This window comes from Tissierella sp. MB52-C2 (assembly GCF_030931715.1).
Lineage (GTDB): Bacteria > Bacillota > Clostridia > Tissierellales > Tissierellaceae > Tissierella.
Map to the genome: position 1 here is coordinate 3,826,991 of NZ_CP133261.1, position 14,221 is coordinate 3,841,211.

A 14,221-nucleotide genomic window follows, 5' to 3' on the forward strand; every position below is an offset into this window, starting at 1 on the left:
TTTAAGACAGTGAATAGCCAATAGTGGATAGTTTTTAAAATATAGAAGATGAAATATCTTTTCGAATTTTTAATTATTAGTTATTCACTATTAGCTGTTACTATCTTTTAACTATTCACTATTAGTTTTTAGTTGATAATTGCTTTTGATGGGGTGAAAAACTATGGATTATATATTACAGGGTTTTAAAGAAGCAATAAAACTTTTAATTACGCTTGATAAAGAAATTTTTAAAATAGTATTTCTATCTATTATTGTATCTACTTCTGCTACAATTCTTGCTTCTTTAATATCTATTCCCCTAGGAATATATTTTGGAATTAAAAAATTTAGAGGTAAGAAATTATTTTCTAGAATTACATATACAATGATGAGTATTCCCTCAGTAGTGGTTGGGCTTATAGTAGCTATAATTCTTTCGAGAAGAGGACCCTTTGGATATTTAGATCTATTATATACTAAAAATGCCATGATAATAGCTCAAACTTTATTAGTAATGCCTTTAATTTTTGGCCTTAGTTATGGACTAGCTAAAAGTAGAGGAGGAGCAATTGAAAAGGTAGCCTTTACATTAGGTGCTAACAAATGGGATACTATAATCTTAATTATTAGAGAACTAAAGATTGATATTATGGTAAATGTTGCTACAGCCTTTTCAAGGGCTATATCAGAAGTAGGAGCTGTAATGATAGTAGGTGGTAACATAAAGGGATACACAAGAGTTATAACAACTACTATTTCTATGATGAACTCTATGGGAGACTATCCTATGGCCATAGCCCTAGGAATTGTACTACTTCTTATATCATTTATAATACATAGTATAATATATTCCTATAGCCAGGAGGAATAATATGGAGATAAAAATTAAAAATTTAAAGAAATATTATGGAGAAAGACAAATATTAAATATAGAAGAGATGTTTATAGAAAGAGGAAAGATTACAGGTATCACAGGATCTAATGGATGTGGGAAGACAACTCTATTAGGTATAATATCTGGATTAGATAAGGAATATAGTGGCATTGTTACATATAATGGGATTAAACTTAATAAAGAAATTATAAATAATATGACTATAGTATTTCAAAAACCTTATTTATTTAGAAGAACAGTATATGAAAATATCGAATATCCATTAAAGGTTAGAGGTGGAGATAAAAAAGAAAATAAAAATCTAGTTATGGATATAATAAAACGTCTTGAAATAGAGGATTTAATAAATAAAAAGGCACATTTATTATCTGGAGGAGAGTCTCAAAAAGTGACACTGGCCAGAGCCTTGGTATTTAAACCTAAACTGCTTTTATTGGATGAGCCAACATCAAATATAGATCCAGCTGCTATTGAGGTTTTAGAAAGAGAAATTATAAGGTTCAATAAAGAAACGAATAGCACTATAGTTATAGTAACTCATAATATGGACCAAAGTAAAAGACTTGGTCAAAGAATAATAGAGATGTAAATGAACCACTATAATTCAATTATAGTGGTTCATTTCAATATAGCAGCAATATATCTTCTTTATTAAGCCCTATGGAAAGAGAGTCTATAGAGTTAAAATCATAATTATATAGTTCTTCTTTAGGAATATTCATATAAATATATGAACTAGGACCTTCCGTATTCTCCCTAGATAAAACTAAAGTATAGAATAATAAGCTTTCTACTCTATCTATGATTTTAAAATTAAAAGTATTTATAGATTTAGAGTTTAAAGAAGATCTAATATTCTGTTCATGTATTGCAACATATTTAATATTATTTTTTACTAGCTCATTACATTCTAGCTGAATATCCCAATCAATAGCATGAATTTTATTTATATCAACTTTTTTTGCTCTTGAGATATTTTTATATCCTGCTAGAATAGCAGAATTGAAGGTTTGTGGTCTATTGAAGAAATTCGTTTTTTCATTTACTTCTTCTATTCTTCCATTATTTAATACAGCAATTTTGTCACATATTTTATAGACTTCATCTTTATTATGAGATACATATAAAGTGCTGCCCTTATGTTCCTTCAAGATAGAAATAAGTTCACTTTCCATCTGCCATTTTAAATGTTCATCTAAAGCTGAAAATGGTTCATCTAACATCAAAAGCTCAGGTCTATTGACTAGCATTCTTGCTAAGGCTACTCTTTGCTGTTGTCCCCCAGATAATTGATGGGGATAGTTCCTCTCCAAACCTTCTAAGGAAAAACTTTTTATCTTTTCTTTTATAATTTCTTTTTTACTAATCTCATTTTTAGGTACTCCTATGGCTATGTTTTCTTCCAAGGTCATATTGGGAAAGAGTGCATAGCTTTGAAATAACAATCCAACTTTTCTATTTTGAGGTAATAGATTAATTTTCTTTTTGCTATGAAAAAGGACTCTGTTATTTAACACTATTTCTCCTTCATCAGGTTTCTCAATTCCAGCAATACATTTTAATGTCATACTTTTTCCACAGCCAGATGCTCCTAAAAGAGCTAAAGTTTCTCCCTTTGCTTCAAATTCTACATCTAATGTAAAATTTCCTAATTTCTTTTTTATTTTAGCATAAAGAATATTAATTACCTCCCTTCCCAGCCTTGTTGATTTTCATAGTTTCAAACTTATTCATAATCAATATAGAAATGAAAGATATTGTAACCATTATAATAACCCATTTGTAGGCTAAAGTTCTATTTCCAGCTTGAACAGCACTGTATACTGCCACTGCCATGGTTTGAGTTTTGCCTGGAATATTTCCTGCCAACATAATGGTAGCACCAAATTCTCCTAAAGCTCTTGCAAAAGCTAAAACTGTTCCAGCAATAATACTAGAAAAGCTATTAGGTAACATAACTTTTAGAAATATTTCATGTTCAGTTAAACCTAAAGTTCTAGCCACATAAATCATGTTTTTATCTAGCTGCTCAAAGGCACCCCTTGCAGTTCTATACATTAATGGAAAAGACACCACTGTAGATGCTATGATAGTTGCAGAGCCAGAAAATACAATAGAAACATTGTAAAGTTCTAATAGTTTACCAATCAAGCTATTTTTGCCTAGAAAAACTAAAAGAAAAAAACCAACTACAGTAGGAGGTAATACTAATGGCAGTGTTAATACCCCATCAATTAGACCTTTAAATCTTTTTAATTTTGTAGTCAAATAGGCAATATAAATACCTAAAATAAAAGTAATAATAGTAGATATAATTGCTGCTTTTAGTGATAGTAGGAGAGGAAAATAACTCATATTATCTTCCTATTTCATAGAAAAACCATATTTTTCAAATAGTTTTATAGCTTCATCAGTTGATAAAAAATCTAAGAATTTCTTTCCACTATCTACATTTTCACTAGATTTAACTACTGCCACAGGGTAGGTAACTTCTTTATGGCTATCTTCTGGTGCCTCTGTAATTATTTTTATCTTGTCCGATGTAAATGCATCGGTTGCATAAACAATACCACAGTCAACTTCTCCACTTTCAACCCAAGTAAGTACAGTTCTAACATCATTACCTAATACTAACTTTGGATTTACATCATCTAGTATATTCATATTCGTAAATATTTCTTCACTATATTGTCCCACAGGAACATTTCCAGGATCACCTATGGCAATTTTCTTAACACTATCTGCTGTTAAATCTTGAAAGGATTTTGTATCTATAGTGCTATTAGAAGGTGTAATAAGTACAACTTTATTCACTAATAATGTTTTTCTCGTATCATTTACAATCAGATCTTTTTCTTCTAAGGCTGTCATTTGTTTTTCTGCTGCTGACATGAATATATCAACGGGAGCTCCTTCTTCTATTTGAGCCTGTAATGCTCCAGAACTACCAAAGGTAAAAATAAGAGTTGTTTCAGGTTCCACAGTTTTATACACTTCACTTAATTCTTCTAAAACATCTGTTAAACTTGCAGCGGCGGAAACTAATAGCTCTACCTTTTCCTTTGGTTTTTGACTACATCCAACTAAAGATGACATAACTAATACACTTACTAATAATAAAACTACTACTTTTTTAAAACTCATTTTAACGTCCTCCTTTTATTTATATCTAAAACAAGAACAATATCTTGTTTAGTTTTATAATTAGAAAGCTAAAATCTCAAATGAGAGTAACGAAGGTATTTTTAAATCGTCCATAGGACGATTTAAAAATTAAATATCTTATTCTTCAAAATGTTTATTAAAAAGCTTTTCCGCTTCCGTATTTAGTTCATAAACAAAGGCCTGGTATCTATCCAATAAATCTGCACCTTCAGGAGAAAGCTCAGACTTCCCACCACCTTTGCCACCAACAACACTAACGAATAAAGGAAATCCCAAATCTTCTTCAGCTTTTTTAATAATTTTCCATCCCTTACTTGAAGATAATCCCATAATTTTATAGGCTTCAGATAATCTGCCTGTTTCCTTGACTAATTCCATAATCCTTGAAACTCCTGGACCGAAGTTAGGATTATCATAAAATACTCTTGTTTTTATATGATACTTTAATATATGTTTAGAATTATTAGACATACTAGCAACTCCTAATATACTTACAATCTGGTATTATATGGATATTATAGATTAAAGTTATACTATTTGCAAATAAAATATCAAATATATAGAGGAAAGCAAAGCAAGAGAATCTAGTCAAGATTGGTGGATGTTTAGTAATTTAAATACTCAAGATGATTTAAATTACTATTTAGATAAACTAGTAAAAAATTAAAGAGATAGTGAATAGGATTAAAAATATATTGAAGCAAAGCAATATTTAAGTATCGTTAGTTCACAATCATATATGGATATACTTCTGATTAAGTAGTATAATATTATTGAATCCCACTTTAATGTGGGATTTTTAAATTAGAAATTGGATTAAGGAGAGAAATAGATGAACGAATTTTCAAGGACAGAACTTCTGCTTGGAGCTGAAGGTGTAGATAAATTAAGGAATTCATTTGTTGCAGTATTTGGAGTAGGTGGAGTAGGTTCCTTTACTGTAGAAGCTCTAGTAAGAAGTGGAGTAGGTAATATTGCCATAATAGACGATGATAAGGTATGCTTAACAAATATAAATAGACAATTAATAGCTACAAGAAAGACTGTAGGAAAAAATAAAGTTGAAGTCATGAGAGATAGAATACTAGAAATAAATCCAAAGGTTAATGTAGAAATACATCAGACATTTTATACAAAAGATAATGCAGATGAATTCGATTTATCTAAATATACTTATGTGGTAGATGCAATTGACACTGTATCGTCTAAGTTGACATTAATAGAAAGGGCAAAGTCATGTAATACTCCTATTATTAGTTCCATGGGTGCAGGAAATAAGCTTGATCCAACTAAATTTCAAGTGACAGATATATATAAAACAAGTATATGTCCCTTAGCCCGTGCCATGCGTTCTGAATTAAGAAAAAGAGGAATAGAGTCTCTAAAAGTAGTATATTCACAGGAGCCAGCATTAAAGCCAATAGAAAATGAGGAAGATAATTGTAGTAATAAATGTATTTGCCCATCAGGTACACAAAGAAAATGTACAGTGAGACGACAAATTCCGGGAAGCGTAGCTTTTGTACCATCAGTGGCAGGGCTTATTATTGCAGGAGAAGTTATAAAGGATATAATTGAATTTTAACGTATAATACTAGGATTTGCAGTTGAATATTATATAATAAAGATATAGAATAAGTATGGAAGTTAAAATATTTAATGAAAAGGGGAGGAAATATGAATATAGCATTTTTCCTAACGCCGAAAAATGAAATAGTTTATGAGACAATAAATGCTACAATGCGTCAAGCCTTAGAAAAAATGGAACATCATAGGTATACAGCTATACCCCTTATTGATAAAAAAGGAAAATATGTTGGTGCTATTACTGAAGGCGATTTACTTTGGAAAATTAAAAACACAGATGATCTTACAATAGATGGCACAAGTAAAATACCAATAGAGGACGTTCAAAGACATACACAAAGTCAGACAGTTTCCATAAGTGCCAATATGGAAGACTTAGTCTTACTTGCAAGAAATCAAAACTTTGTTCCAGTTGTAGATGATCAGGGAATATTTATAGGAATAATAAAGAGAAGCGATATAATCAACTATTGTGCCGACTTGCTATTGAAACAGAAGGAAGAAAGCCTAGATTAAGTTATATAAAAAAAACTCTATCATATAATTATATGTATCATAAGTAGTAAGTACCGATGATGGAGGTATGAAATGATAGAGTTAATATTTGGCCTGATTGGAGGAACGGCTCTTCTGATGTATGGCGTTGATATGATGAGCGACGGAATTCAAAAAAGTGCAGGAAAAACCATGAAAAAAGTCCTTGGGACTTTAACTGGAAATGTATGGAGTGCTTTTTTAGTAGGAACTATATTGACTAGCATAGTGCAAAGTAGTACAGCTATTACAGTTTTAACAGTTGGATTTGTAAACTCCGGAGTACTAAATCTTTCTCAGGCAGTGGGAATCATCTATGGTGCAAATATAGGGACCACAGTATCTGCACAACTTATGGCTTTTAGCTTCAAGTTTAAACTGACAGATATGGCTTTACCTATATTAGGAATAGGATTTGCTATAAATCAATATGTGAAAAACAAAAATATAAAAAATCTAGGTCAATCTTTAATGGGTTTTGGAATGTTATTTTTAGGACTTAAGATTCTAAATGATGGGATTCCATATATGGAGAATAATGAATTTCTGAAATATTTCTTTACTGATTATGCAGCCAATCCAATAATAGGTATTCTTTTAGGAATTTTAACTACTGCCATGGTTCATAGTAGTACAGGTACAATCGGTTTAGGGATGATTCTTGGTCAAGCAGGGCTCTTAGACCTACAGACTGCTATATATATAATGCTAGGAGACAATATAGGGACTTGCATTACGGCACAAGTATCAAGCTTAACAGGAAATATAAACGCGCGAAGAACTGCTTGGGCACACACTTTATATAATATAGTTGGTGTAATAGTTGCTTTAATTATGTTACCTTTATTTATGAAGATTATAGTAGGAGTAACAGAGTATTTTCAGCCTAATGCAGATATATCTGCTTATATAGCCAATTCTCACTCTTTATTTAATATATTAAATGCCATAATATTTTTGCCTTTTACAAAATATTATGTTGAATTTTTAAATAGAATCATAAGGCCTAAGGGTAAGATATATAAAAGCAAAACCTCGTAAATTTTACGAGGCTTTTTTTATACTATTATACTTCTACGTTAAGATACTAGAAAGAATGTTATAATAGAGTTATAATATATTTAGAAAACTGGAAAGGTGGTAAGTCTTATGGACTTTTTTAAAGTAGTGTCCGTAGATGAAGGAAAAAGATTACTTATAGAAAATTTTAAGGATTATGAATTACAAATAGAAGAAGTTCACATACTTGAATCTTTAGATAGAATATTAGCAGAAGAAATAAATTCCAATATAGATGTACCAGAATTTAATCGATCCACTGTAGATGGATATGCTATAAAAGTATCTGATAGTCATGGAGCTACAGATTCTATCCCTAGTATACTAAACATATTGGGAGAAGTGAGAATGGGTGAAGAGGCAAAACTGCCTATTAAACCAGGACATACGTTATATGTTCCTACTGGAGGTATGATTCCAGAAGGGGCAGATGGAGTAATAATGATTGAGAATACAGAAAAGATGGATGATAACACCTTATTAATATATAAACCTATATCTCAAGGAGAGAATATAATCTATAAAGGTGATGATATTAGAATCGGTGAGGCCATATTAACAAAGGGAAGAAAAATTTCGCCAGAAGTTATGGGAGTATTGGCATCCTTGGGTATTTCCACAGTAAAAGTATATAAGAAACCTAGATTTTATATAATATCAACAGGTGATGAAATAATAGATATAGACGAAGAACTTAGATTAGGAAAGGTAAGAGATATAAATGCTTATACACTTTATGGATTGGTAGAAAACATTGGTGGAGAAACTGTGGGAAAAGCCATAATAAAGGATGATTATGATTTATTAAGAAATGAAGTAGAAAAGGCCCTTGATATTTCAGATATTGTATTGATTTCAGGAGGAAGTTCTGTAGGTACTAGAGATTATACTCATAAGGTAATAGATTCATTCAATGGAAGAGGTGTATTTGTTCATGGTGTATCCATAAGACCTGGGAAACCTACTATAATGGGTGAAGGAAAGGGTAAATTAATATTTGGACTTCCAGGGCACCCAGTTTCTTCAATCGTTATATTTAAAACCTTTTTAGAAACATTTATAAAGGACAAATTAGGAGTAGATAATCTTAAACCAAGGATAAATGCTATTATGGATTTTAATTTTCCATCATCACCAGGAAAAGTAACATATCAGATGGTAAAGGTAAATGAAAAAGAGGGGAAATTTTACGCTATACCTACCTTTGGTAAATCAGGAATGATAAGCTTATTATCAAATTCTCAAGGTTATATAGTAATAGATGCCCATGAGGAAGGGATTTATAAAGGTGAGGAAAGGGAAGTCTACTTATTATAATGAATAGTTCAAAATATACTATAGCTTCGATAATGCTTTGAAATTACTTAGACTTATTCGAAACTTGCTCTAACTATCAGTTAAATAAATGGAGTTGATAAAATGGATAGAAATACTTATATAGATAATATTGATATTGAATTGGCTAAGAAAATGTATTATGAGAAATTAAATATAGATTTAGATTGGGAAGAGGTGAAGGTAACAGATTCTTTAGATAGAGTCTCCTATGAAGCAATCATGGCAAAGGTATCTTCTCCCAACTATAATGCAGCTGCCATGGATGGAATTGCAGTAAGATCCTCTGATACACTAGGAGCTACAGAGATTAATCCTATGGTTCTAGAAGAAAACAAGGATTTTATATATATAAACACTGGAAATCCTATGAGTGATCTCTATGATTCAGTAATTATGATAGAAGATGTCATAGTTCTAGAAGAAGGTAAAATTCAAATATTAAAATCTGCTCATCCTTGGCAACATATAAGACAAATTGGTGAAGATATAGTGGCTACAGAAATGATAATACCATCAAGACACAAAATAAGACCTATAGACATAGGTGCTTTAATATCCGGTGGAATAGAAAAACTTAAAGTTTATAAAAAACCTAGAGTCGGAATACTTCCCACAGGAAGCGAAATAATTGAAGAACTTAAAGATTTAGAAGATGGCAAAATAATGGATTCTAACTCTAGAGTTTTCGAAGGAGAAATAATTAAATATGGAGGAATACCAAATAGATATAATCCCCATAAAGATAATTATGAGCTATTAAAAAATGCAATATTAAAGGGAGTTAAAGAAAATGATATTCTCCTAATAAATGCAGGTTCTTCTGCAGGAACTAAAGACTATACAGTAAAACTTATAAGGGAATTGGGAGAAGTTATAGTCCATGGGGTGGCCATGAAACCAGGTAAACCAACTATTCTAGGCATTATAGATAATAAGCCTGTTATAGGAATACCTGGATACCCTGTCTCTGCATATTTAGTATTTGATACTTTTGTGAAACCATTAATTAAGAGATATATGGGTATTAGAGAAGTAGAAGAGGATTTAATAGAAGCTACTATTTCCAAGAGGATAGTATCATCCCTGAAAAGCAAAGATTTAGTAAGGGTAAATCTAGGTTATGTAAATGATAGGTTAGTGGCTACACCTCTATCTAGTGGGGCAGGGGTTACTATGAGCTTAGTAAAGGCGGATGGAATAGCTATTATTCCAAGAAATATAGAAGGGGTAGAAGCAGGAGATACAGTAGATGTAGAATTACTAAAACCACTATCAATGATAAGAAATACTATAGTATCTATAGGAAGTCACGATTTAATTATGGATATATTAAGTGATATGGTAAAATTAACTTCAGGACACGTAGGTAGTATGGGTGGTATAATGTCTATGAGAAGAGGGGAATGTCATATTGCACCAATCCACTTATTAGATGAAGAAACTGGAGAATATAATATATCCTATGTGAAGAAGTATTTTCCAAATACAAAAATGGCAATTATAAAGGGAGTAAAAAGGCAACAAGGCTTCATTGTAGAAAAGGGAAATCCAAAGAATATAAAGAATTTCAATGACTTAACTAGAGAAGATGTGACCTATATAAATAGGCAAAGAGGAGCAGGAACTAGGATTTTACTTGACTATCATTTGAAAGTTGATAATATAGACTCCGAAAAAATAAAAGGATATAGTAGAGAAATGACTACACATATGGCTGTAGCTACAGGTGTAAAAACTGGTACTGCAACTACAGGTCTAGGAATATATTCAGCGGCTAAGGCACTTGATTTAGATTTTGTAGATATTACATTTGAGGACTATGATTTCTTAGTCCCCTATAATATGTTAGAACAACCAATGATGCAGGAGTTTATTGAGGTCATAAAGTCAAAGAAATTCCAAGATAGAGTAAGGATATTGGGAGGATATGATTTTATAAATACAGGGGAAATTATAGAAATCTAAAGAAAAGGTGATTATATGAAAGACTCTTTTGGAAGAGAAATAAATTATCTTAGAATTTCATTAACTGATAGATGTAATCTAAGGTGTAAATATTGTATGCCTGAAGATGGTGTTTCGAAATTTCCCCACAATGAAATATTAACTCTAGAAGAATTGTATGAAATAATAAAGGTATTTGTAGAACTGGGTATAAATAAAATAAGGTTTACAGGGGGAGAACCCCTTGCGAGAAAGGGAATAGTAGAGCTAATAGCGAAAGTATCAAAATTGGATAAGGTTAAAGATTTGGCTATGACTACTAATGGTATTCTTCTAAAAGAATACGCCATGGATTTAAAGAAGGCAGGATTAAATAGAGTTAATATTAGCTTGGACACATTAGATGAAGAAAAGTATAGAACCATAACTAGAGGTGGCAGACTTAATAAAGTTTTAGAAGGAATAGAAGAAGCTAAAAAGGTAGGTTTAACTCCCATAAAGATAAATACTGTTTTAATAGGTGGATTTAACGATGATGAAATAGAAGCCTTAGTAAATTTAACAGAGAAAGATAATATAGATGTAAGGTTTATCGAATTAATGCCCATAGGAGAAGCTGCAAACTGGGCCAAAGAAAAGTTTATTTCTAATAATAAGGTTTTAGAAAAGCTAGATAGCCTTATAGCAGTTCCAAGGGAAGATGTATCATCTCCAGCCGTTTATTATAAGCTTCCAAATGGGAGGGGAAAGGTTGGGATAATCAATCCAATATCCTGTAAGTTTTGTGAAAACTGTAATAGGGTTAGATTAACTTCACAGGGACGACTAAAGTTATGTCTTCATTCAAACAATGAAATAGATATAAAAGAGGCTTTAAATAAAGGACAAGACCTAAAAAAACTAATATTAGAATCCATAGAAAAAAAAGAAGAATCTCATCATTTAGAAGAAGGAAAATATATAAAAAGAAATATGAACCAAATAGGAGGTTAAATATGGAATTTACTCACTTTAATGAACATGGTAGAGCTCATATGGTGGAAGTAGGAGAAAAGGAAGATACCAAGAGAACTGCCATAGCCAGGGGAAGAATTAAGATGAAAATAGAAACCATCCAAAAAATAAGAGAAGGTCTTATAAAAAAAGGTGATGTTTTATCTGTGGCTCAAATTGGAGGAATAATGGGGGCTAAGAAAACCAGTGATTTAATTCCTATGTGCCACAATATATTTTTAACTGGAGCAGATATTAGATTTAATATAATGGATGATTATATAGAAGTAGAGGCGGAGACAAAAACCACAGGAAAAACTGGGGTGGAAATGGAAGCCTTAACAGCAGTGTCTATTACATGTTTAACTATTTATGATATGTGTAAAGCCATAGATAAAGATATGATAATTAGTGATATAAGATTAGTTAAAAAAACTGGAGGAAAGTCAGGGATTTATATGTCAAATGAACTAAAAGGAAAAGTATTATCTATAAATATTTCAGATAAAAAGGGAGTAGTTAAAACTCCAATTAAGGAAGGATTATTTGTTGAGAATTTTGGATTAGAAAATGATGCTCATGGTGGAGATTGGCATAGGCAAGTAAGCTTATTAGGTATAGAAAGCTTTGAAAAAATGACAAAACAAGGTATAGATGGATTAGTACCTGGAATATTTGCAGAAAATATAACTACTGAAGGTATAACTCTTTATGAATTACCAGTAGGGACGAAGTTAGCCATAGGAGAGACAATCCAAGAGGTCACACAAATAGGTAAAGAATGTCATACAGGATGTGAAATTGCACAAAAAGTAGGAAAATGTGTAATGCCAAAGGAAGGAATATTTACTAAGATAATAAAAGGTGGAATTATAAAAGAAGGAGATAATATAGAGGTGATATAAATGGAAGTTATATCTCTTTATAAGAAAGAAGAAAAAAATAGCAAAGCAATACAAATAGACCAAGGATTTTTTATGGAAAATAAGGGGCTATTTGGAGATATAAATGGAAAAGGTGGAGACAGGCAAGTGTCGATTTTGACTGTAAACCATAGAGATGCTATAGAAAAGGAAGATAAAGGTCTTTGTACAGAAAGGTTTTATGAAAATATTACTATTGAGGGTCTAGATGTAGACAAACTTCATATTGGACAAAAAATAATTATTGGTGAGACTATTCAAGTGATTACAGCCATAGGGAAAAAATGTTTTAAGGAATGTAATTTAGTAAAATTAAATAAACAATGTTTATTATCCACGAATGTAATATTTACTAAGGTAGTAAGGTCTGGAAATATAAAGATTGGTGATAAGATAAATAGGCTCCCTTAGGAGCCTATTAAACTTTCCACTACTTCTTCCATGGCCAATGCCCTAGAAGCCTTTGTTAAAATTAAAGAATTTGGTTTCATAACTTCTTTAATCTTTCTTATTAACTTATCCTTATGATCAAGAGATTTAAAGGAATATACTCTATCTTTACCAAAGTTTAAAACTGCTGATTCTGCAATATTTTGAGAAAGTGGGCCATAGGTAAATACATAATCAATTTCATTTGAGTCAATTTTTAATCCAATTTCCTTATGCATATTGATTTCCCCATGACCTAAGCCCTGCATATCTCCAAGAACAACAATTTTTTGATCATAGTCTTTCATAAAATACATAGTATTTAGTGCCACTAAAACAGATGAAGGATTTGATTTGTAAGAATCATTTAAAATAGTAAAATCTTTTCCATGTACCAGTTCATTTCTCATACCAGTCTTTTCTATATTTAGTAGTCCCTGTCGAATATTTTCATAGGAAATACCAAAATATCTTGCGATGGCTATGGCAGCAGTTGCATTAAGTACTTGATGTTCTCCTAACATTGGAATAAAGAATTCAGGAGATTCTGGTTCTTTTAAGTAGAATGTATCTCCAGTTTCATTTACAAATAATATTTCAGGCTGATAATCATTAGATGAATCCTTACCAAAGGTTTTTACATTGTAATCTATGGAAATAGTATTCATTTCTTTTTTAAGTAAAGACTCATCTCCATAGTATAGAAAGAAATCATTAGGTTTTAATCCCTTTAAGATTTCAAGCTTTGCCTTAGCAATATTTTCCCTAGTCTTTAAATCCTCTAAATGAGCTTCACCAATATTAGTAATTACTGCTGCATCAGGTCTAGCAATGGAAGTTAAAAGCTCAATTTGTCCAAAGTTGTCCATACCCATTTCAAGTACTGCCATTTCTGTGTCTTCATCCATAGACAAAATAGTTAAAGGTAATCCAATATAGTTATTAAAATTGCCTAAGGTCTTATGGGTTTTATATTGAGTTTTCAAAAGACTAGCTAATATATCTTTAGTGGAAGTCTTACCATTGCTTCCGGTAATTCCTACGACCTTTGTATTTAGCTGACTACGATAAGACTTTGCCAATTCTTGAAGAGCCTTTGTAGTATCATCAACTAATATAAAAGGAAAGTCTAAATCAGGCATAATCTCGTTTTTATTCCATAGACAAGCAGCGGCACCTTTTCCTATAGCCATAGTAATGAAATCATGACCGTTAAAATTTTCCCCTATTAAGGGAATAAATAGTTGGTCATGGGTTATATTTCTTGAATCAGTGCAAACTCCCTTAATTACAATATCATTATATTTATCTTTTAATTCTGTTCCATTACACATACTTTCTATTTCTTTTAAGTTTCTTGTTATCACAGTAT

At 31.2% G+C, this 14,221-nt stretch carries 15 protein-coding genes and 1 pseudogene; 11 read left to right on the forward strand and 5 right to left on the reverse strand.

What is annotated here, in order from left to right; all coding sequences use genetic code 11:
• Positions 1-163: 163 nt before the first annotated feature.
• Both RBU61_RS19140 and RBU61_RS19145 read left to right on the forward strand, forming a co-directional pair.
• Positions 164-853 carry an ABC transporter permease gene (locus RBU61_RS19140; protein ID WP_308877278.1) on the forward strand — a complete coding sequence of 230 codons (690 nt, stop codon included), beginning with the start codon at positions 164-166 and terminating at the stop codon, positions 851-853.
• Position 854: 1 nt separating this feature from the next.
• Positions 855-1,466, forward strand: coding sequence for an ATP-binding cassette domain-containing protein (locus RBU61_RS19145; protein WP_308877279.1), 612 nt, complete (start codon positions 855-857; stop codon positions 1,464-1,466).
• Between the two features lie 34 nt (positions 1,467-1,500).
• On the opposite strand, the gene RBU61_RS19150 is transcribed toward RBU61_RS19145, so the two are convergent.
• From RBU61_RS19150 to RBU61_RS19165, 4 genes are all read right to left on the reverse strand, one after another.
• Positions 1,501-2,577 carry an ATP-binding cassette domain-containing protein gene (locus RBU61_RS19150; RefSeq protein WP_308879848.1) on the reverse strand — a complete coding sequence of 359 codons (1,077 nt, stop codon included), beginning with the start codon at positions 2,575-2,577 and terminating at the stop codon, positions 1,501-1,503.
• Complete coding sequence (gene modB, locus RBU61_RS19155; protein ID WP_308877280.1) at positions 2,558-3,232, reverse strand: molybdate ABC transporter permease subunit; 675 nt, start codon at positions 3,230-3,232, stop codon at positions 2,558-2,560. Before modB ends, RBU61_RS19150 begins: the two co-directional genes overlap by 20 nt.
• Before the next feature lie 9 nt (positions 3,233-3,241).
• Positions 3,242-4,021, reverse strand: a complete 780-nt coding sequence (gene modA / locus RBU61_RS19160) for a molybdate ABC transporter substrate-binding protein (RefSeq protein WP_308877281.1) — start codon at positions 4,019-4,021, stop codon at positions 3,242-3,244.
• A 138-nt stretch (positions 4,022-4,159) separates the two neighbouring features.
• Positions 4,160-4,513: a molybdenum-binding protein gene (locus tag RBU61_RS19165; protein WP_308877282.1), complete on the reverse strand. Its 354-nt coding sequence runs from the start codon at positions 4,511-4,513 to the stop codon at positions 4,160-4,162.
• Positions 4,514-4,874: 361 nt separating this feature from the next.
• Here RBU61_RS19165 and RBU61_RS19170 point away from each other — a divergent pair, with 361 nt between their 5' ends.
• From RBU61_RS19170 to RBU61_RS19205, 9 genes and pseudogenes are all read left to right on the forward strand, one after another.
• Positions 4,875-5,627, forward strand: coding sequence for a tRNA threonylcarbamoyladenosine dehydratase (locus RBU61_RS19170; protein ID WP_308877283.1), 753 nt, complete (start codon positions 4,875-4,877; stop codon positions 5,625-5,627).
• Positions 5,628-5,719: 92 nt separating this feature from the next.
• Positions 5,720-6,145, forward strand: a complete 426-nt coding sequence (locus RBU61_RS19175; RefSeq protein ID WP_308877284.1) for a CBS domain-containing protein — start codon at positions 5,720-5,722, stop codon at positions 6,143-6,145.
• Positions 6,146-6,217: 72 nt separating this feature from the next.
• Complete coding sequence (locus RBU61_RS19180; RefSeq protein ID WP_308877285.1) at positions 6,218-7,204, forward strand: Na/Pi symporter; 987 nt, start codon at positions 6,218-6,220, stop codon at positions 7,202-7,204.
• 108 nt (positions 7,205-7,312) lie between these two features.
• Positions 7,313-8,539 carry a gephyrin-like molybdotransferase Glp gene (glp, locus tag RBU61_RS19185; RefSeq protein WP_308877286.1) on the forward strand — a complete coding sequence of 409 codons (1,227 nt, stop codon included), beginning with the start codon at positions 7,313-7,315 and terminating at the stop codon, positions 8,537-8,539.
• Between the two features lie 102 nt (positions 8,540-8,641).
• Entirely contained in the window at positions 8,642-10,525 is a 1,884-nt protein-coding gene (locus RBU61_RS19190) for a molybdopterin biosynthesis protein (protein WP_308877287.1), read from the forward strand.
• A 15-nt stretch (positions 10,526-10,540) separates the two neighbouring features.
• Positions 10,541-11,497 (forward strand): GTP 3',8-cyclase MoaA, encoded by a 957-nt coding sequence (moaA, locus tag RBU61_RS19195; RefSeq protein WP_308877288.1) that lies wholly within the window; start codon positions 10,541-10,543, stop codon positions 11,495-11,497.
• A 2-nt stretch (positions 11,498-11,499) separates the two neighbouring features.
• Positions 11,500-11,949: pseudogene (moaC, locus tag RBU61_RS19655) on the forward strand (cyclic pyranopterin monophosphate synthase MoaC); the annotation flags it as partial.
• Positions 11,950-11,955: 6 nt separating this feature from the next.
• Positions 11,956-12,402 carry an MOSC domain-containing protein gene (locus tag RBU61_RS19660; RefSeq protein ID WP_374212534.1) on the forward strand — a complete coding sequence of 149 codons (447 nt, stop codon included), beginning with the start codon at positions 11,956-11,958 and terminating at the stop codon, positions 12,400-12,402.
• The gene (locus RBU61_RS19205; RefSeq protein WP_308877291.1) at positions 12,403-12,831 is read left to right on the forward strand and encodes an MOSC domain-containing protein; all 429 of its coding nucleotides are present in this window, start codon (positions 12,403-12,405) and stop codon (positions 12,829-12,831) included. It begins immediately after the preceding gene.
• Here the strand turns inward: RBU61_RS19205 and murF are convergent.
• The gene (gene murF / locus RBU61_RS19210) at positions 12,828-14,216 is read right to left on the reverse strand and encodes a UDP-N-acetylmuramoyl-tripeptide--D-alanyl-D-alanine ligase (RefSeq protein WP_308877292.1); all 1,389 of its coding nucleotides are present in this window, start codon (positions 14,214-14,216) and stop codon (positions 12,828-12,830) included. The genes RBU61_RS19205 and murF overlap by 4 nt on opposite strands.
• Positions 14,217-14,221: the final 5 nt, after the last annotated feature.

What these genes read in the sequence shown, in the direction of transcription:
- RBU61_RS19140 (WP_308877278.1), top strand. Translation starts at nt 164, where the DNA reads ATGGATTATATATTACAGGGTTTTAAAGAAGCAATAAAACTTTTAATT.
- RBU61_RS19145 (WP_308877279.1), top strand. Translation starts at nt 855, where the DNA reads ATGGAGATAAAAATTAAAAATTTAAAGAAATATTATGGAGAAAGACAA.
- modB (WP_308877280.1), bottom strand. Translation starts at nt 3,232, where the DNA reads ATGAGTTATTTTCCTCTCCTACTATCACTAAAAGCAGCAATTATATCT.
- modA (WP_308877281.1), bottom strand. Translation starts at nt 4,021, where the DNA reads ATGAGTTTTAAAAAAGTAGTAGTTTTATTATTAGTAAGTGTATTAGTT.
- RBU61_RS19165 (WP_308877282.1), bottom strand. Translation starts at nt 4,513, where the DNA reads ATGTCTAATAATTCTAAACATATATTAAAGTATCATATAAAAACAAGA.
- RBU61_RS19170 (WP_308877283.1), top strand. Translation starts at nt 4,875, where the DNA reads ATGAACGAATTTTCAAGGACAGAACTTCTGCTTGGAGCTGAAGGTGTA.
- RBU61_RS19175 (WP_308877284.1), top strand. Translation starts at nt 5,720, where the DNA reads ATGAATATAGCATTTTTCCTAACGCCGAAAAATGAAATAGTTTATGAG.
- RBU61_RS19180 (WP_308877285.1), top strand. Translation starts at nt 6,218, where the DNA reads ATGATAGAGTTAATATTTGGCCTGATTGGAGGAACGGCTCTTCTGATG.
- glp (WP_308877286.1), top strand. Translation starts at nt 7,313, where the DNA reads ATGGACTTTTTTAAAGTAGTGTCCGTAGATGAAGGAAAAAGATTACTT.
- RBU61_RS19190 (WP_308877287.1), top strand. Translation starts at nt 8,642, where the DNA reads ATGGATAGAAATACTTATATAGATAATATTGATATTGAATTGGCTAAG.
- moaA (WP_308877288.1), top strand. Translation starts at nt 10,541, where the DNA reads ATGAAAGACTCTTTTGGAAGAGAAATAAATTATCTTAGAATTTCATTA.
- RBU61_RS19660 (WP_374212534.1), top strand. Translation starts at nt 11,956, where the DNA reads ATGTCAAATGAACTAAAAGGAAAAGTATTATCTATAAATATTTCAGAT.
- RBU61_RS19205 (WP_308877291.1), top strand. Translation starts at nt 12,403, where the DNA reads ATGGAAGTTATATCTCTTTATAAGAAAGAAGAAAAAAATAGCAAAGCA.